General features: G+C 74.4%; 19 protein-coding genes. 11 read left to right on the top strand and 8 right to left on the bottom strand.

The features are described 5' to 3' along the window. Positions 1-40: 40 nt before the first annotated feature. From ACT17Q_RS01315 to ACT17Q_RS01295, 5 genes are all read left to right on the top strand, one after another. Complete coding sequence (locus ACT17Q_RS01315) at positions 41-430, top strand: DUF1905 domain-containing protein (protein ID WP_141317752.1); 390 nt, start codon at positions 41-43, stop codon at positions 428-430. 66 nt (positions 431-496) lie between these two features. Further along, positions 497-2200 carry an FAD-dependent oxidoreductase gene (locus ACT17Q_RS01310; protein ID WP_444664196.1) on the top strand — a complete coding sequence of 568 codons (1704 nt, stop codon included), beginning with the start codon at positions 497-499 and terminating at the stop codon, positions 2198-2200. Positions 2201-2235: 35 nt separating this feature from the next. Beyond that, entirely contained in the window at positions 2236-2367 is a 132-nt protein-coding gene (locus tag ACT17Q_RS01305) for a hypothetical protein (protein WP_255407174.1), read from the top strand. Positions 2368-2389: 22 nt separating this feature from the next. Then, entirely contained in the window at positions 2390-2662 is a 273-nt protein-coding gene (locus tag ACT17Q_RS01300) for a metal-sensitive transcriptional regulator (RefSeq protein ID WP_444664194.1), read from the top strand. 70 nt (positions 2663-2732) lie between these two features. Then, positions 2733-4631: a heavy metal translocating P-type ATPase gene (locus tag ACT17Q_RS01295; RefSeq protein WP_444664192.1), complete on the top strand. Its 1899-nt coding sequence runs from the start codon at positions 2733-2735 to the stop codon at positions 4629-4631. On the opposite strand, the gene ACT17Q_RS01290 is transcribed toward ACT17Q_RS01295, so the two are convergent. The 4 genes from ACT17Q_RS01290 to ACT17Q_RS01275 form a co-directional block, all read right to left on the bottom strand. Next, on the bottom strand, positions 4620-5804 hold the full coding sequence (locus tag ACT17Q_RS01290) for an APC family permease (RefSeq protein WP_444665349.1): 1185 nt from the start codon (positions 5802-5804) through the stop codon (positions 4620-4622). The two genes, ACT17Q_RS01295 and ACT17Q_RS01290, sit on opposite strands and share 12 nt — an antisense overlap. 136 nt (positions 5805-5940) lie before the next feature. Beyond that, positions 5941-7152, bottom strand: coding sequence for an MFS transporter (locus tag ACT17Q_RS01285; RefSeq protein WP_444664190.1), 1212 nt, complete (start codon positions 7150-7152; stop codon positions 5941-5943). 38 nt (positions 7153-7190) lie between these two features. Beyond that, positions 7191-7709: a uridine kinase gene (locus ACT17Q_RS01280; protein ID WP_444664188.1), complete on the bottom strand. Its 519-nt coding sequence runs from the start codon at positions 7707-7709 to the stop codon at positions 7191-7193. Between the two features lie 248 nt (positions 7710-7957). Continuing rightward, positions 7958-9115: a hypothetical protein gene (locus tag ACT17Q_RS01275; RefSeq protein ID WP_444664186.1), complete on the bottom strand. Its 1158-nt coding sequence runs from the start codon at positions 9113-9115 to the stop codon at positions 7958-7960. Positions 9116-9155: 40 nt separating this feature from the next. Between ACT17Q_RS01275 and ACT17Q_RS01270 the strand changes: the two genes are divergently transcribed. Beyond that, positions 9156-9953: a lipase maturation factor family protein gene (locus ACT17Q_RS01270; protein ID WP_444664184.1), complete on the top strand. Its 798-nt coding sequence runs from the start codon at positions 9156-9158 to the stop codon at positions 9951-9953. Positions 9954-10046: 93 nt separating this feature from the next. Here ACT17Q_RS01270 and ACT17Q_RS01265 read toward each other — a convergent pair whose 3' ends face one another. Continuing rightward, the gene (locus ACT17Q_RS01265) at positions 10047-10469 is read right to left on the bottom strand and encodes an NUDIX hydrolase (protein ID WP_094182365.1); all 423 of its coding nucleotides are present in this window, start codon (positions 10467-10469) and stop codon (positions 10047-10049) included. Positions 10470-10628: 159 nt separating this feature from the next. Between ACT17Q_RS01265 and ACT17Q_RS01260 the strand changes: the two genes are divergently transcribed. The 5 genes from ACT17Q_RS01260 to ACT17Q_RS01240 all read left to right on the top strand — a co-directional run bounded on the left by ACT17Q_RS01260 (position 10629) and on the right by ACT17Q_RS01240 (position 14892). Continuing rightward, positions 10629-11015: a YciI family protein gene (locus ACT17Q_RS01260; protein ID WP_444664182.1), complete on the top strand. Its 387-nt coding sequence runs from the start codon at positions 10629-10631 to the stop codon at positions 11013-11015. 53 nt (positions 11016-11068) lie between these two features. Further along, the gene (locus ACT17Q_RS01255; RefSeq protein ID WP_444664180.1) at positions 11069-11764 is read left to right on the top strand and encodes a sigma factor; all 696 of its coding nucleotides are present in this window, start codon (positions 11069-11071) and stop codon (positions 11762-11764) included. 105 nt (positions 11765-11869) lie between these two features. Further along, positions 11870-13267, top strand: coding sequence for an endo-1,4-beta-xylanase (locus ACT17Q_RS01250; protein ID WP_444664178.1), 1398 nt, complete (start codon positions 11870-11872; stop codon positions 13265-13267). A gap of 144 nt (positions 13268-13411) precedes the next feature. Continuing rightward, complete coding sequence (locus ACT17Q_RS01245; RefSeq protein ID WP_141317744.1) at positions 13412-14038, top strand: DUF6318 family protein; 627 nt, start codon at positions 13412-13414, stop codon at positions 14036-14038. An 83-nt stretch (positions 14039-14121) separates the two neighbouring features. Further along, positions 14122-14892 carry a hypothetical protein gene (locus ACT17Q_RS01240; RefSeq protein ID WP_444664175.1) on the top strand — a complete coding sequence of 257 codons (771 nt, stop codon included), beginning with the start codon at positions 14122-14124 and terminating at the stop codon, positions 14890-14892. A 10-nt stretch (positions 14893-14902) separates the two neighbouring features. Here ACT17Q_RS01240 and ACT17Q_RS01235 read toward each other — a convergent pair whose 3' ends face one another. The 3 genes from ACT17Q_RS01235 to ACT17Q_RS01225 are packed head-to-tail and all read right to left on the bottom strand — an operon-like array spanning position 14903 to position 17276. Then, the gene (locus ACT17Q_RS01235) at positions 14903-15142 is read right to left on the bottom strand and encodes a hypothetical protein (protein ID WP_141317740.1); all 240 of its coding nucleotides are present in this window, start codon (positions 15140-15142) and stop codon (positions 14903-14905) included. After that, on the bottom strand, positions 15139-17046 hold the full coding sequence (gene feoB / locus ACT17Q_RS01230) for a ferrous iron transporter B (protein ID WP_444664173.1): 1908 nt from the start codon (positions 17044-17046) through the stop codon (positions 15139-15141). The genes ACT17Q_RS01235 and feoB overlap by 4 nt, the downstream gene beginning before the upstream one ends. Beyond that, positions 17043-17276, bottom strand: coding sequence for a FeoA domain-containing protein (locus ACT17Q_RS01225; protein WP_141317736.1), 234 nt, complete (start codon positions 17274-17276; stop codon positions 17043-17045). Before ACT17Q_RS01225 ends, feoB begins: the two co-directional genes overlap by 4 nt. Positions 17277-17290: the final 14 nt, after the last annotated feature.

Below are 17290 nucleotides of genomic sequence, written 5' to 3'. Positions count from 1 at the left end.
GTGGGGTGGCCGCGTCGGTGGTCGCTGTCATGCTCGACGGGTGGAGCTGCGGTTCGGCGGTGAGGTCATCTGGTGGCGCGGGCCGGCGCCGTTCCACTTCGTCGCGCTCCCGGACGACGAGGCCGCGCGCCTGCGGGCCGTCGCGGCGCACGTGACCTACGGGTGGGGCTGCATCCCCGCGACGGTGACGCTCGGCGGGACGACGTTCACGACGTCGATCTTCCCGAAGGACGGCGGGTTCCTGGTGCCGGTGAAGTCCGCCGCACGCCGCGCGGAGGGGGTCGAGCTGGGTGACGACGTGGCGCTCGTCGTGCGTGTGCAGGACCCCGACGCACCCGAGGTGCCCGACGAGGCCGCGCCGCCGCCGCGCGGCCGGCCGCAGCACGACCCGGCGGACGACGACGACTACTACGACCCGGCCGCGCAGTGAGACGGTGGGAGCGAGCGGGACCTGCACGCTTGCGTGACTGGATACCCCCGGGGGTATAGTCGAGCCATGTCCCCCACTGACGCACCCAGCACGCCCCGACGCATCGTCGTCGTCGGCGGGGTGGCCGGCGGCATGAGCGCAGCCGCCCGCGCCCGCCGCCTCGACGAGTCCGCCTCGATCGTCGTCCTCGAGCAGTCGCAGTACGTCTCGTTCGCCAACTGCGGGCTGCCCTACCACCTGTCCGGCGAGATCGAGGACCGCGACTCCCTGCTCCTGCACACGCCGCAGTCGCTGCGCGCCGCGCTCGCGCTCGACGTGCGCACCGGCAGCCGCGCCACCGCGATCGACCGCGCGGCACGCACCGTGACCGTCGAGACCGCCGACGGCACGTACGACCTCCCGTACGACGCGCTCCTGCTCGCGCCCGGCGCGGTCGCCGTCCGCCCGCCCGTCGAGGGCCTCGACCACCCCGCGGTCCACCAGCTGCGCACCGTCCCGGACCTCGACGCGATCATCGCGAGCGTCGACCGGCTGCCCGCCGACGGGCCGCGCCGCGCGGTCGTCGTCGGCGCCGGGTTCATCGGCCTCGAGGCCGTCGAGGCGCTCGCCGGGCGCGGCCTGGACGTCGCGCTCGTCGAGCTCGCCGACCACGTGCTCCCGCCCCTGGACGCCGAGCTCGCGCCCCTGCTCGCCGACGAGCTGCGCACGCACGGCGTCGCGCTGCACCTCAGCGTGTCCGCGAGCGCCGTCGCGTCCGCCGACGACGGCTCCGCGCTCGTCACGCTGTCCGACGGCACGCGGCTGCCGGCCGACCTCGTCGTCGTGAACGTCGGCGTGCGCCCCGCGAGCGCCCTCGCCCGCGAGGCCGGCCTCGAGCTCGGGGAGCGCGGCGGCATCCGCGTGGACCACGACCAGCGCACCTCCGACCCGCACATCTGGGCGGTCGGCGACGCGGTCGAGGTGGTCCAGGCGGTCACCGGCCTGACCGGCCCCGTGCCGCTCGCGGGACCCGCGAACCGCCAGGGCCGCCGCGCGGCCGACTCGATGCTCGGCCACCGCACCACGCCGCAGGCGTCCGTGCTCGGCACCGCGATCGTGCGCGTGTTCGGGCTCACGGCCGCGGTGACGGGCGCGAGCCAGGCGACGCTGCAGCGCGCGGGCATCCCGCACGAGGTGGTCCGCACGCACGCCGGGCACCACGCCGGGTACTTCCCGGGTGCCGAGCAGGTGCACGTCGTCGCGAGCTTCGCACCCGACGGGCGGCTCCTCGGGGCCCAGGCCGTCGGCCGTGACGGCGTCGACAAGCGCATCGACGTGCTCGCGACCGCGCTGCGCGCCGGCATGACCGCCGACGACCTCGCCGAGCTCGAGCTCGCGTACGCGCCGCCCTACGGCTCCGCGAAGGACCCGGTCAACATGCTCGGGTTCGTCGCGCAGAACGTGCTCGACGGCACCGTGCCGCAGTGGCACCCCACCGAGCTGGACGACGTGCTCGCCTCCAGCCTCGTGCTCGACGTGCGCTCGCGCGACGAGTTCGCGCGCGGTCACCTCGCGGACGCGCTCAACATCCCGCACACCGAGCTGCGCGAGCGGCTCGACGAGGTACGCGAGGCGGCCGCGGGCCGGCACGTGGCCGTGCACTGCGCGAGCGGTGTCCGCTCGAACATCGCGACGCGCGTCCTGGTGCAGTCGGGGTTCGACGCGAGCAACCTCTCCGGCGGCTGGATCAGCCTGACGACCGCCCGCCCCGACCTCACCCCCACCCGCTGACCCCCTGAACCCGACCCCTCTGAAGGAGTACCACCATGTGCAGCCCCGCTCTGTGCCCCCGCTGCGGCAAGGTCACCTGGACCGGCTGCGGCATGCACGTCGACGACGTCATGGCCGGCGTGCCCCAGGATCAGCAGTGCACGTGCCAGGCGACCTCCCGCGCCTGACACCCCCGACCCAGGAGGAACCGTGGACCTCGACCCCACCGAGATGACCAAGGTCAGCAACCGGCTCAAGCGCGCGCAGGGCCAGCTCGCCGCCGTCATCCGCATGCTCGACGAAGGCAAGAGCTGCGAGGACGTCGTCACGCAGCTGTCGGCCGTGTCGCGTGCGCTCGACCGCGCGGGCTTCGCGATCATCGCGTCCGGCATGCGGCAGTGCCTCACGCAGCCCGACGACGCCGACGAGGCGCCCACCCTGGACGTCGCGAAGCTCGAGAAGCTGTTCCTCTCGCTCGCCTGACCGCCCGCGCGAGGTCAGGCCAGCCTGTCCAACGTGGCCGGGACCGGCGCCTCGGGCGTACAAGTGGAACATGCGCACCGTCCTCGGGCGCCTGGTCGCCTACCCCGTCGTGCTCGCCACCCTCGTGGTCGGGTCGGTCGGCGGTGTGCTCGAGGCCGCCGGGCTGCCCGGTGCCGCGCAGGTGGTCGTGTCCGCGTTCGCTCTCGTCGTCGCGGGGATCCAGGCGCGGGGCATGGTCGCCGACCTGCGCGCGGGCCGGTACGGCGTGGACCTGCTCGCCGTCACGGCGATCGTCTCGACCGTGGCGGTCGGCGAGTACTGGGCCGCGCTCGTCGTGTGCCTCATGCTCAGCGGCGGCGAGGCGCTCGAGGACTACGCGGCCGGCCGCGCGCGCCGCGAGCTCACGGGTCTGCTGCAGAACGCGCCCCGCACCGCACGCCGCAAGGACGCCGACGGCTCGGTCACCGAGGTGCCGGTCGACGAGGTCGCGGTGGGTGACGTGCTCGTCGTGCGGCCGTTCGAGGTCGTGCCCGTCGACGGCGTGCTGGAGTCGGACCGCGCGACGCTCGACGAGTCGTCACTGACGGGTGAGTCGCTGCCCGTCGACCACGTGGAGGGCGACGAATTGCTCTCGGGTGCGGTCAACGGCGGCGAGGCGCTCGACCTGCGCGCCACGGCGCTCGCGGCCGACTCGCAGTACCAGCGCATCGTCGCCCTCGTCCGTGAGGCGCAGGACTCCAAGGCGCCGTTCGTCCGGCTCGCGGACCGCGTGGCGGTGCCGTTCACGCTCTTCGCGCTCGGCCTCGCGGTCGCCGCGTGGCTCGTGTCCGGCGAGCCCGCCCGCATCGCCGAGGTCCTCGTCGTGGCGACGCCGTGCCCGCTGATCATCGCGGCACCCGTCGCGTTCCTCGGCGGCATGTCACGCGCCGCCCGCGCGGGCGTCATCGTGAAGTCCAGCGGGACGCTCGAGCAGCTCGCGCGCGCCCGGACGGCCGCGTTCGACAAGACCGGCACGCTCACGTTCGGGCAGCCGCGCGTGACGGACGTGCACGCCGACGGCGTCGCACCACAGGAGCTGCTGCTGCTCGCCGCGGCCGTCGAGCAGTACTCGAGCCACCCGCTCGCGCAGGCCGTCGTCGAGCACGCTCGCGCCACCGGGCGCGCGGTCCCGGCCGCCGACGACGTGCTCGAGGTGCCCGCCCACGGGGTGCGCGGGACGGTGGACGGGCGTGTCGTCGTCGTCGGCAGCGCGCGGTTCGTCGCGCACGAGACGGGGACGACGCCGAGCGAGCCCGGCGCCGGCACGGGGGTGCACGTCGCGGTGGACGGCCGGCCGGCCGGTCACCTCACGCTGGCCGACGAGCTGCGCCCCGAGGCCGCGGGCACGATCGCCGCCCTGCACCGGGCGGGCGTGCGCACCACCATGATGCTCACCGGGGACAGCGAGCCGGTCGCCCGGCGCATCGCCGCGCAGGCCGGCGTGGACGACGTGCGAGCGGCGCTCCTGCCGCAGGACAAGGTCACCGCGATCCGCACGGCACCGCTGCGCCCCGTGCTCATGATCGGCGACGGCGTGAACGACGCCCCCGTGCTCGCGTCCGCGGACGTGGGGATCGCGATGGGCGCGCGCGGCTCGAGCGCGGCCTCGGAGTCCGCCGACGTCGTCGTCATGGTCGACGACCTGTCGCGCGCCGCACGTGCCGTGCAGGTGGGGCAGCGCACGCTGCGCGTCGCGTGGCAGTCGATCGGGATCGGCCTCGTCATGTCAGTGGGGCTCATGCTCGTCGCGGCCGCCGGGCGGCTGCCGGCGCTGGCCGGCGCGTGGCTGCAGGAGGTCGTGGACCTCGCGACGATCCTGTGGGCGCTGCTCGCGGTCCGGCCCAGCCGGGCCGAGCGGACCGCGGTCGCGGGGGCCGGGCCGTTCCCCGTGCCGCCGCGCGAGGACGAGCGGGTGCGCTCAGGCGCGTGACGCGCGTCGTCGCGCAGCCCGCCACACGACGCCCACGACCAGCACGGCCGCCCCGACCAGCACCGCCGTCGCGGGGAGCGTCACGACGAGCACCGTGCAGCCGACCGCGCCGACCACCTGCCACGCGCGCGGGAACCGGCGGTGCTCGCGCGGCTGCGTCCACGCGGCCAGGTTCGCCACGAGGTAGTACAGCAGCACCCCGAACGACGAGAACCCGATCGCCCCGCGCAGGTCCACGGTCAGCACCAGCGCGCACACCACCACCGCGAGCGCGACCTCCGCCCGGTGCGGCACGCGGTAGCGCGGGTGCACGGCCGCCAGCCAGCGCGGCAGGTCACCCTCGCGCGCCATCGCCAGGCCCGTGCGCCCCACCCCCGCGACGAGCGCGAGCAGCGCGCCGAGCGACGCGGCCGCCCCCGCGACGCGGACGACGGGACCGGTCCACGCCCACCCGCTGGTCGCCGCGGCGTCGGCCACCGGCGCCGACGAGGCTGCGGTCCCGTCGGCACCCAACGTCGCCAGCAGCGTCACCGCGACGGTCGCGTACACGACGAGCGTGATCGCGAGCGCGAGCTGGATCGCCCGGGGGATGGTCCGGGCCGGGTCGCGCACCTCCTCGCCGAGCGTCGCGACCCGCGCGTACCCCGCGAACGCGAAGAACAGCAGCCCCGCGGACTGCACCGTCCCGTACCAGCCGCCGCTCGCCCCACCCCACGGCTCCACGCGCGACCAGTCGGGGTCGCCGCCGACGAGCGTCGCGACGACCACCGCGGTCAGCGCCACGAGCACCACGGCCACCACGACGCGCGCGAGCCGTGCGGTGCGCGTGACCCCCCGGTAGCTCACGGCCGTCAGGAGCAGCACCGCGGCCGCCGCGACCGGCCGCTGCGCGCCCGGCGCGACGTACGCGGCGAACGTGAGCGCCATCGCGGCGCACGACGCGGTCTTCCCGATGACGAAGCCCCACCCCGCGAGGAACCCCCACCAGGGGCCGAGCCGCTCCCGGCCGTACACGTACGTGCCGCCCGACGTGGGGTACTGCGCCGCGAGCTGTGCGGAGGCGGTCGCGTTGGCGTACGCGACGACCGCCGCGACGAGCAGCCCGACGAGGAGCGCCGACCCCGCGGCGCGCGCGGCGGGTGCGAACGCCGCGAACACGCCCGCGCCGATCATCGACCCGAGCCCGACGACCACCGCGTCGCCCGTGCCCAGCCGCCGCGCGAGCGCGGGCTGCGCGCCGCTCACCGGGCCCTCGTCACGCGCGGAATGCGGCTCGCCGGGTCGGTGGTCCGCGGATCCCGGCATGCGGTCAGGGTACCCGGCGGTCGGCGCCCGCCAGCAGGGCGAACGCGACCGCCTGGAGCCCGGCGACCACCGCCACGAGCACGCCGAGCGCGTCCGCCGCCAACGCGCCCGCGAGCCCGCCGCCGACCACGGCCGCGACACCCTGCACCGCGGCGAACCAGCCGTAGGCCGTGCCCCGGCGGCCGGGCTGGACGAGCTCGGCGACGCGCGCCTTGACGGTCGAGTCGAGGATCCCGCCCGCGAGCCCCCACACCGCCACGCCCACGAGCACGGCGGGCAGCGTCGCGCCGAACGCGAGCGGCGGGACGGCGGCGACGAGCAGGGGCACGACGAGGACGACGCGCGGTCCGAGCCTGTCGTGCAGCGCACCGACGACGAGCGCCCCCACGGCCGCGGCGGCCATCGCGCCGGCGTAGACGACGGGCACGGCCGCGGGTCGCAGCAGCGCGTCGTCGACGAGGTGGTAGGAGATGACGGCGAACGTGGCCAGGCCCGCACCGACCGCGGCCGCGCCCGCGGCGAACACCCAGAACTCACGCGGCAGGTCCCGTGCGGGTGCGAGCCACCCGCGCGGTCCGGCGGCCGCGTGCGGGAGCTCGTCGGCCGGCGGCTCGTCGTCGGGGGCGAGGCGGCGCATGACGAGCAGCAGCACCATCGCCAGCGCGCCCGGCACCGCGAGGACGGCCAGCGACGGGACCAGCGACCCGGTCGTGGCGAGCACGGCCGCGACGAGCAACGGCCCGACGAACGCACCGACCTGGTCCAGCGCCTTGTGCACGCCGAACCCGCGGCCCATCCCGACGTGCTCGGCGGCACGCGCCAGCAGCACCGACTTCGACGGGCTGCGCACGGCCTTGCCGAACCGCTCGAGCAGCAGCAGCACGCACGCCACGGCGGCCCCGCCCGACGCGAGCACCGGGGTGAGCGCGAGCAGCGGCACGCCGACCGCCGTCAGCCCGTACCCGGCGATCGTCGTCGGCCAGTACCGTCCCGCCCGGTCCGCCCGCGCGCCGAACGGCAGCCGCAGCACCAGGGCGACCGCCTCACCGAGCCCGGTGACCAGGCCCGCGACGACCATCGGCACGTCCAGCGACGCGAGCAGCGGCCCGGTCACGGACCGCGCGCCCTCGTAGACCATGTCCGCGGCGAGCGACACCACGCCGAGGCCCAGCACCACGCGCCAGGCCGCGGACCGCGCCGCCGCATCCGTCGTCACACCAGGACGGTAGACCGCGCCTACCCCCGCGGTGCTCGTCAGCGTGCCGCGTGCGCCTGCCCCGCGTCGACGACGACCGGCGCGGTCGGGTCCGTGGTGTCGACGACGAGCGTGGCGCGCTCCCAGGGGCGCGCGTGCGCGAAGTACAGCCGCTGCGCACCGTCGTACCGCGCCAGCAGCTGGTCCGCGAGCGCCTCGTCGAGCCGGCCGCGCGCCCGCATCCGGCGCTCGGCCTCGTCCTGCGGCACGTCGAGGAAGACCGCCACGTCCCAGAACCGCACGAGCTCGTCACGCAGCAGGAACGTGCCCTCCACGACGACGAGCGCGTCGTCGGGCGCCCGTTCGGCGCCGTCAGGCGGGGTCGAGGACGTGCGCCGGAACGACCCCGAGCCGGCGCGCGTCAGCGGTTCGAGCGCGGTCGCGACGAGCGCGTCGTAGTCGTACGTGTCGAGCCAGAAGCCCTCGGGCGACATCCGGCCGCGCGCGTGCCGGACGTGCGGGGGGTGGAAGAAGTCGTCGACGTGGAGCAGCACGACGGGCCGCGGGCGGGCGCCCACCCACCGGCACGCCGTCGAGCACGCCGTCGAGCACGCCCTCGAGCACGTCGCCCCGCCCACCCGTCACCACGCCGCCCATCCTGCCCCCCGCCCCCGCCCCTCCCCCACCCCGCCCCCTCCGCCGCCGAGTGCGCACGGTCGTGCGCGAGTGCGCATGCCCGGCGTGCGCACTCGGGTCGGGACGTGCGCACTCGGCGAGGGGGGTGAGGGACCGGGGCGGGTCGGGACGTCGTCGTCGGGGTGCGGGGTCAGCGGGCGGGTGTCGGGGTCCAGAGGACGCCGCGCTCGGCGAGGAAGCCGCCCGTGACCGTGAGCACGTGGCCCTTGTCGCTGAGGTCGACCACGTCCACGTCGTCGGACGTCGGCCTCCCGAGCCGCTGGAGGTGCCCGCCCTGCCAGACGAACGGCTGCGTGAGGTCGGCGCTCGTCGAACCGAGCGCACCGGCCACCTGGCCACGCTCGTTCACGTCGGTCGCGACGCTCCACCCGCTCGTCGTGACCGGTGTGAGCACCCCCGCACGCCACACGAACCCGGTCCCCCGCTGCCCCGGCGCCACCGCGCTCACGCCGACCACCACGTCCTTGTCGTTCAGCGCGTACGCCTGCGACGACGCGGTCCCGGGCAGCGCGCCGAGCCGGACGATCCCGCCGCCGCGCCACAGCGCCGCCTCGCGCAGCCCGCCGCCGAGCCCGACCGACCCCGCGACCCGGCCGCGGTTGCTGAGGTCGACGCCGCGCAGCACGGCGCCGTCGTCGCGCAGCTCGGTGAACGTGCCCTTCGACCACACGTACGCCAGGTCGGAGTCGTCGTCGTACTCGCCGTCGCCCAGCACCACGCCCTTGTCGTTGAGGTCCTTGATCGACGCGACCGAACGCGCGCCCGGGAACGGCGGGGGCGGCAGGTCGACGCGCGTGCCCGCGGTCCACACGAATGGGTTCTCCGACCACGTCTCGGACTTCGCGACGACGCCACCGACCTGCCCGCGCTCGTTGACGACCGTGCCGTAGGCGCCCTCGGCCACCACGGTCGTGGTGCCGCGGCGCCAGACGAACGCGTCCGAGTCCTCGCCCGGCTGCGGCTGCACCCAGCCGCTGACGTGGCCGCGGTCGGAGATGTCCGTCGCGGTGCTGTCCTGCGCGTCGGGCGTCAGGTCGGTCATCACGCCGTTCACCCACAGGAACGCGTGCCACCGGCCGTCGGCGACCTGCGAGCGGCCGACCACCTGGCCCCTGTCGTTGACGGCGGTCGGCGTGGTGCGCTCGCCACCGAGCGTGCCGAGCTCGACGGCCTTCCACGTGGGCGGCGGGCACGGGCGCCCGGGCGCCGCGCTCGCGGGCACGGCGGTCAGTGCGAGCGCGGCGGCGAGCGCCGCCGCTGTCAGGGCAGGACGAAGTCGTGCGGTCATCGGGCAACCCCCCGGGACCTGCGACGCGGGCTGGGTGGACGTGCCGTGGTTCGCGGCCGAGCAGTACACGGTGGGCCGCGCGGTGCTGCAGCACGGCGTCGCGGCGTGCGTGGTCGTCGTGACGCAGCTGTGGCTGGTGCTGTCGGGGAACTTCGCGTGGCTGAACTGGCTGACGATCGTGCTGGCGTGCGCGGCGGTCGACGACCGCACGTGGTCGTGGCTACTGGGCGTCCGGGTCGAGGCCGCGCGGTCGTCGGCGCCGGGCTGGTTCGTCGTCGTCGCGCTCGTCGTGACCGCCGTGTGCGTGGTGCTCAGCCGGCACCCGGCGCGGAACCTCGTCTCGAAGCACCAGGTGATGAACGCGTCGTTCAACGTGTTCCACCTGGTCAACACGTACGGCGCGTTCGGCAGCATCACGCGGCGACGCACCGAGGTCGTCGTCGAGGGGACGTCCGACGACGACCCCGCCCACGCGACCTGGCGGGAGTACCAGATCCACGGGAAGCCGGGTGACGTGCGGCGGCTGCCGCGCCAGGTCGCGCCGTACCACCTGCGCCTCGACTGGGGCATGTGGTTCCTGGGGCTCGGGTCCTCGGCGCAGCTGCGCTGGTTCGTGCCGTTCCTGGGCCGTCTGCTCGAGGCGGACCCCGCGACGCTGCGGCTGCTGCGCGTCGACCCGTTCGACGGTGCCCGGCCGCGGTTCGTGCGAGCCCACCTGTACGGCTACCGGTTCGCCACGCGCTTGCAACGGCGCGCGACCGGTCACCGCTGGCTGCGCGAGGACCAGGGCCTGCTGACGGACGCGCTGGACCTGGCGGCGGTGCGCTCCCTGCGCTGACCCGGCCCCGCGGGTCGCGCGTCCCTCGGCAAGTCGTGAGTTTCTCGCCAGGTCGTGCAGTCATCTGCACGACTGACCGAGGAACTCACGACCTCACCGGGACCGCGCGTCGCCCAGCAGGCCCGCGAGGTGCAGGGCCTCGTCGACGAAGCCGTGGCGGGGCAGGTCCGCAACCGCGTCCAGCGGGAACCAGGCGGCGCGGTCGGTCGAGCCGTCGACCTCGTCGCGCAGCGCGCCGCCCGTGACGTGCGCGCGGTACACGACGCGCAACGCGTGCCAGTCCGGCGCACCGGCGCGCACGGACGGCACGACCTCGGAGTCGACGCCGAGCAGCGCGTCGAGCGCGACGTCGTAGCCCGTCTCCTCGGCCACCTCGCGCACCGCGGCGTCCCGCGGGTCCTCGCCGGGGTCGATGCCGCCGCCCGGCACGGTCCAGATGCCGCGCGACGCCCAGTGCGCGAGCAGCACCTGTCCGCCGTCGACGACCACCGCGTACGCCCCCACCCGCTGCTGCACGCCTGCCACGCTAGCCGCGTCGTCGTGGCCGGGTCGCGAAGCTCCTCCCTGCGGGTGTCGAATCTGGTGTCGAATTCCGTCAGGCCCGTTCGTCGGGAAGGTGCGAGGCGGTCATCCGGACCGCGTCGTGGGACCACCCGTGCACCGAGGAGACCCGAGATGCCCAAGTACCTGCTGTCCGTGTTCGGCCCCGCCGAGCGCACCCCGTACGGCAACTACGCGTCCAAGGAGGCGATGCTCGAGGCGTTCGCCGACACCGGCGCGTTCAACGACAAGCTCGTCGCCGAGGGCTACTTCGTCTACGCCGACGGCCTCGCCGAGGCGACGACGGCCACGGTCGTCGACGGCCAGGGCGACCAGCCGGTCATCACCGACGGCCCGTACCTCGAGTCGACGGAGCACATCGGCGGGTTCTGGATCATCGACGCGCCGGACCTGGATGTGGCGCTGCGCCTCGCGGCCGAGGGCTCGAAGGCGTGCCGCGGCAAGGTCGAGGTCCGCCCGTTCCAGACCGAGGAGTCGATCAAGGACCTGCTCGGGTCGTGACACCCGAGGTCGAGGCGGCGGTCACCCGCGCCCACCACCAGGAGTGGGCGCGGGTGGTCGCCACCCTCACGCGCAGGTTCGGCGACCTGGGGGTCGCCGAGGACGCGGCCGCGGAGGCGTTCGCGGCGGCCGTCGAGCGCTGGCCGCGCGACGGGGTCCCGACGACGCCCGGTGCCTGGCTGACGACGACGGCGACCCGCAAGGCGCTCGACCGCGTCCGGCGCGAGTCGCACCGCGACGCCAAGCACGAGGAGGCGCGGCTGTTGTTCGACGACGACGAGCGCGCACCGCTCGGTGCGGTGGACGACGACCGCCTGCGGCTGGTGTTCACGTGCTGCCATCCGGCGCTGTCGCCGGACGCGCGCGTGGCGCTCACGCTGCGGATGCTGGGCGGGCTGACCGTGCCGGAGATCGCGCGCGCCTTCCTGGTGCAGGAGACGACCACTGGGTCGCAGCGCGCAGGCGCGCGAGGCGTACGGGCGGGCGATCGAGCTGGCGGGCAACACCGCGGAGGTGGCGCACCTGACCCGGCGGCGCGACCAGCTGGGCGGCGCCGCGACGCGGCCCTGACGGGCGGCGGCGACACTATCGCCGCGTCGGTCGCTGCCCGGGTGCGCGTCGAAGGGCGTGGCGCGCGCGGCGTCGTCGGCCCCGGCCGTCCTCCCCGCGCTGATCTGAACAGACGTCGTCGAACGGTCTCTCGAAGCGGTTCGATATCGGAAAGCCGCGCGAAACCAGCAAACGATTAGGTTCGTTGACGGTCGGATCGTCCCGGCGAAGAGTGACCCTCGCCGACCGGCTCACCGTGGATCCGGGCCACGGCCGACCTAGGAGAGACGATGACCCCCTCATCCATGTCCAGACGCGCGCGCATCGCGTCCGCGCTCGCGATCGTGACGCTCGGCGCGACCATCGCGACGACGATCCCCGCCCAGGCCGCCGGCAGCACGCTGCAGGCCGCGGCCTCCGAGAGCGGCCGGTACTTCGGTACCGCCATCGCGGCGTTCAAGCTCAACGACAGCACGTACTCGTCCATCGCGAACCGTGAGTTCAACATGATCACGGCCGAGAACGAGATGAAGATGGACGCGACGGAGCCGTCGCAGAACAACTTCAACTACTCCAGCGGCGACCAGATCCTCAACTGGGCGCGCAACAACGGCAAGCGGGTTCGTGGGCACGCGCTCGCGTGGCACTCGCAGCAGCCGGGCTGGATGCAGAACATGTCCGGCACCCAGCTGCGCAACGCGATGCTCAACCACGTCACTCAGGTCGCGACGCACTACAAGGGCAAGATCTACGCCTGGGACGTCGTGAACGAGGCGTACGCGGACAGCGGCGGCGGCCGTCGCGACTCGAACCTGCAGCGCACCGGCGACGACTGGATCGAGGCGGCGTTCCGCGCGGCCCGCGCCGCGGACCCGGGCGCCAAGCTCTGCTACAACGACTACAACACGGACAACTGGACCTGGGCCAAGACGCAGGGCGTCTACAACATGGTCAAGGACTTCAAGGCCCGTGGGGTGCCGATCGACTGCGTCGGTTTCCAGTCACACTTCAACTCGGGCAGCCCGTACCCGAGCAACTACCGGACCACGCTGCAGAACTTCGCCGCGCTCGGCGTCGAGGTGCAGATCACCGAGCTCGACATCGAGGGCTCGGGCCAGCAGCAGGCCCAGACGTACGCCAACGTGGTCGCCGACTGCCTCGCCGTCAAGGCCTGCACCGGCATCACGGTGTGGGGCGTGCGCGACTCCGACTCGTGGCGCTCCTCGGGTACCCCGCTGCTGTTCGACGGCTCGGGCAACAAGAAGGCCGCGTACACCTCCACGCTCGACGCGCTGAACCGCGGCGGCGTCCCGACGGACCCGACGACGCCGCCCACGGACCCGACCACGCCGCCCACGGACCCGACGACCCCGCCCACGGACCCGACCACCCCGCCGACCGACCCCACCACGCCTCCGACCGACCCGACGGGCCGGTGCACGGCGAGCCTGGCGATCGCGAACGCGTGGCCCGGCGGGTACCAGGCGACCGTGACCGTCAAGGCGGGCTCGTCGTCGATCAACGGCTGGCGCGTCACGCTGCCCAGCGGTGTCAGCACGAGCAACCTCTGGAACGGCGTGCTCGCCAACGGTGTGGTGACCAACGCGCCGTACAACGGCTCGGTCGGCGCCGGCCAGTCGACGACCTTCGGGTTCGTCGGCAACGGCAGCGCTCCGAGCGCAGGCTCCGTGACCTGCGCCTGAGCCGCTGACCCCCGGCTTGTCGCCGGAACCACGACGGCGTCGCACCCCACCGGTGCGGCGCCGTCGTCGTGTCCCCGGCCGCCTGTCCACAGCCACTCACACGACCCGTCCGCGCGATGTCCGGTTCGTGTACTTTCGGGCCCCATGAAGAACCAGGGGGCCATCACCGCACTCGCGCTCGCCACGCTCGTGCTCACCGCGTGCACCGACCAGGGGCCCGCGGCGCCCACCACACGAGCGACGACGACCACGGCCCCCGCTCCGCCCTCGGCATCCGCCGGCCCCACACCCACGCCGAGCCCGACACCGAGCGCACTCCCGGACGTCACGGTCCCGCCCCAGCCACCCGCAGCGCTCGAAGGTCCAGCAGATGCGGACAACGCGCAGGCCGTCGCCCAGTACTTCATGTCCCTGTTCCCATACGTCTTCGCGACAGGCGATACGACGGCCTGGGACGAGCTGAGCGGCGAGGACTGCGGCTACTGCGCCGACATCACCGACTTGGCAGCCGCAGATCGCTCCAAGGGCTATCACGAAGTCGGCGGCCACATCGAGTTCACGTTCGCAAGCGCAATGGACTTCGAGGACGGGACGTTCAGCGCGACGATCGCGTTCGACGAGCACCCGTCCCAGACCGTCAACAGCGACGGCGAGGTGGTCGAGGACTACCCAGGGATCAAGGTCACCCAAGCAGACGTGAGCTTGGAGTGGCGTGACGGTCGATGGCTCGTCCAGGGCGTCGACCCGACGCTCGTCGAGAAGAAGCTGTGAGGGCGCGGCTCCACGCCCTCGTCCTCGTGACGTGCGCAACGCTCCTGGCCCCCGCGTCCCCTGCGAGTGCCAAGGAAGTTGTCGTGTCGGGCGACGGCGACGAGGCGTTCTGGCTCAGGGCGTTCAAGGCGAACCGGGTCTACGAGGCCTATCTGAAGACGACCGCGAACGACCCGGACCGCACCGTGGAGTACAAGCGCAAGGCGATCTGCATCGAGGACTCCGACGACGAGCCCGGCATCGACCAGCCCTGCTACCTGCCTCCGGGCACTCAGGTCGAGCCACCGCCGTGCGAGGACGGGCCCGCGGTCGAGCCCCCGTGGCGGCACACCCTGCGGGAGCGCACGGCGGAACGCGACGTCTGGAACCGCTGGGAGCAGGTGCTCGGGTGGTCATGCCCCGAGCACCAGCTCCCGCCCCTGACGCAGGAGGAGTTCCGCCGGCTCGTGATCGACGCACCCGAGGTGAACGTCCAACCGTCCGCCGACGTCCTGGTCAACAAGCGGACGATCCTCTACACCGACGGCAGCGAGCAACGGTTGCGCACCACGGTCTTCGGCACGTGGGGCATCGACATCGTCGCGACTCCCGTCGAGTACCACTGGACGTTCGGCGACGGCGAGTCGGTCGTGAGCGCGATCCCCGGAGCCCCGTACCCGTCGTTCGACGTCACCCATGTCTTCACTGAGCCCCTCACGCACACCACGGTCGGGCTGTCCGTGGTGTGGGAGGGCAGGTTCCGCATCGACGCCGACCCGCTGCACAAGTGGCGCGACGTCGCCGGGACCGCCACGACGCAGTCCGTCAGCGCACCGTTCGACGTGGTCGAGCTGAGGTCCCACCTGACCGGCTGACGACACGGGCTCAACGGCGAGCGGCGAGGGGGCAGCCTGCGCACGCGGGGGACGGGCGGCACGACGAGCAGGCGGACGCGGCGGCGTGCGGCGCGGGCCGTTCGGTGCGCGCGGCGCTGGCGTCGCCGCGGGCGACGAGGCGCGCGAGCGCGGCGTCCACGAGCCCGCGGTCGAGGCGCAGGCCGCGGGCGATCGCGTCGGGGGTCGCGCCCGTGCGCGCGGCCGTCAGCACGTCGTCGAGCACGCTCATCCGAGTGCCTTCCCGACCGTGAACACGAGCACCGCACCGACCCACGCGACGACGAGCCCGACGACGAGCCCGAAGGCGGTCCACCGGCTCCCGAGCAGGCGGCGCTGCTCGGCGAGCGTCGCGAGGCACGGGCTGTACGCGAGCACGAACCACAGGAACGCGGCGGCCGCTGCGGCGCCGTGCCCGCCCGACGACGCGTCGAACGTCGCCCGCAGCCGCTCACCCACCAGGCCGGGCTGCGCAGGGTCGTCGGGCTCGGCGACCGCGGCGGTCTGCGCGAACGAGCCGACGACGACCTCCTTCGCGACGAACCCGGTCGCGAGAGCCGCTGTCGCCTCCCACGAGCCGAACCCGGTGGGGCCGAACACGGGCGCGGCGGTGTGCGCCGCGCGCCCGTACAGCGAGTCGGCGACGGGTACGGCGGCGAAGTCGTGCCCACCGGCCACGGGCACGGCCAGGAGCACCCACACCGCGGTGAGGGTCACCACGATGATCGACCCGGCCTTGCGCACGAACGCGCGCGCCCGCACCGCGCTCGACACCGCGATGGCTCGCAGCCCGGGGCGCTGGTAGGCGGGCAGCACCAGGACGAGCGGCTGGCGCACGAGGTCGCGGAACAGGGTGCGGCGCAGCACCGTCCCGCCGAGCACGACGAGCAGCACCGATGCGACGTACATGACGAAGATCGCGGTGCCGGCATGCTCGGGGAAGAACACCGACGCGAGCAGCACGTAGACGGTCAGCCGTGCGGTGCACGACGTGAACGGGACGAGCAGCCCGACGAGCAGGCGCTGGCGCGCGTGCGGGAGGGTGCGGGTCGCGGCGAGCGCGGGCAGGTTGCAGCCGAAGCCGACGACGAGTGGCAGCACCGCGCGGCCGTCGAGCCCGAGCGTCCGCATCGCACGGTCGGCGACGAACGCGGCACGCGCGAGGTAGCCGCAGTCCTCGAGCAGCGCGACCGCGACGAACATCAGTGCCATGAGCGGGACGAACGACAGCACGGTCCCGGCACCCGCGAGCACGCCGTCGACGACGAGCCCTTGCAGCCACCCGGTGGGCAGCACGCCGCGCACCGCGTCCGCGACGACGCCGTTGACGAGACGGTCGACCCCGTCGACCAGCGGCGCGGCCACGCTCGTCGTGAGCTGGAACAGCGCCCACATGACGCCCAGGAAGACCGGCACGCCCAGACGCGCGTCGAGCAGCACGCGGTCGATGCGGTCCGACCACGTCCGCACGGGGCGGACGGGCGCCGGGACCGCGGCCAGCACGTCCGCGACCCAGTCGTAGAGCGCGTCGTCGGGCGCGTCGTCGTCGGGGATGGCCAGGGTCATCGTCGGGCGGGTGCGCACGGCCGCGGTGACCACGCGCGCGAGCTCGCCCGCACCCGCGCCCGTGCGCGGGTCGACCTCGACCACCGGGACGCCGAGCCGCGCTCGCAGGTGGTCCGCCGCGCGCCCGAGCCCGCGCGCCCGAGCGACGTCGCCCATGGTCAGTGCCACGACGACCGGCACGCCGCGCCCGTCCGGGCCCGCACTGCGGGCGACCTGCCCCGCGAGCAGCAGGGACCGCGCGAGCGCGCTCGCGTCCGCCACGAGCACGACGAGGTCCGCGGCGCCGCCGTCGAGCTCGTCGGCGACGACCTGCTCGTCGGGCGACGCTGCCTGCAGCGCGTACGTCCCGGGCAGGTCGACGAGCCGCAGGTCGACGTCCTCGACGCGCCAGCGGCCCTCCTGCAGCTCGACAGTCGTGCCGGGCGCGTTGACGACGCGCTGGCGCGCGCCCGTGAGCGCGTTGAACAGCGTCGACTTGCCGACGTTCGGGTTCCCGACGAGGACGACGCGCGGGGCGTCGAGCACGCTCGTCGCGGCGGCCGGTGCCGCGTCGTCGTCGTGGCAGCTCACGAGCGCACCGCGACGGCCTCGACGCGCACGCGTCGGCACGTGCCTGCGTCGAGCGCGAGCCGGTCGGCACCCACGCCGACGACGCGTCCACCGAAGCCGCCGCGGTGCGTCACGTGCAGCACCGCGCCCGGGGCGAGCCCGAACGTGCGGAACCGGCGGCGGGTGCTCTCGTCGAGCTCGACGTCGAGGACCCGGACGGTCGCTCCGGGTTCACACGAGGCCAGGTCCACGCGTCGACGCTAGC

It is taken from the genome of Cellulomonas sp. CW35, assembly GCF_052378485.1.
Taxonomy (GTDB): Bacteria; Actinomycetota; Actinomycetes; order Actinomycetales; family Cellulomonadaceae; genus Cellulomonas; species Cellulomonas uda.
This window is presented reverse-complemented; position numbering and strand designations above follow the sequence as displayed.

Excerpts from the sequence above, each read along its gene's own strand:
- ACT17Q_RS01310 (WP_444664196.1), top strand. The coding sequence starts at position 497 with ATGTCCCCCACTGACGCACCCAGCACGCCCCGACGCATCGTCGTCGTC.
- ACT17Q_RS01305 (WP_255407174.1), top strand. The coding sequence starts at position 2,236 with ATGTGCAGCCCCGCTCTGTGCCCCCGCTGCGGCAAGGTCACCTGGACC.
- ACT17Q_RS01295 (WP_444664192.1), top strand. The coding sequence starts at position 2,733 with ATGCGCACCGTCCTCGGGCGCCTGGTCGCCTACCCCGTCGTGCTCGCC.
- ACT17Q_RS01290 (WP_444665349.1), bottom strand. The coding sequence starts at position 5,804 with ATGATCGGCGCGGGCGTGTTCGCGGCGTTCGCACCCGCCGCGCGCGCC.
- ACT17Q_RS01275 (WP_444664186.1), bottom strand. The coding sequence starts at position 9,115 with ATGACCGCACGACTTCGTCCTGCCCTGACAGCGGCGGCGCTCGCCGCC.
- ACT17Q_RS01260 (WP_444664182.1), top strand. The coding sequence starts at position 10,629 with ATGCCCAAGTACCTGCTGTCCGTGTTCGGCCCCGCCGAGCGCACCCCG.
- ACT17Q_RS01250 (WP_444664178.1), top strand. The coding sequence starts at position 11,870 with ATGTCCAGACGCGCGCGCATCGCGTCCGCGCTCGCGATCGTGACGCTC.
- ACT17Q_RS01245 (WP_141317744.1), top strand. The coding sequence starts at position 13,412 with ATGAAGAACCAGGGGGCCATCACCGCACTCGCGCTCGCCACGCTCGTG.
- ACT17Q_RS01235 (WP_141317740.1), bottom strand. The coding sequence starts at position 15,142 with ATGAGCGTGCTCGACGACGTGCTGACGGCCGCGCGCACGGGCGCGACC.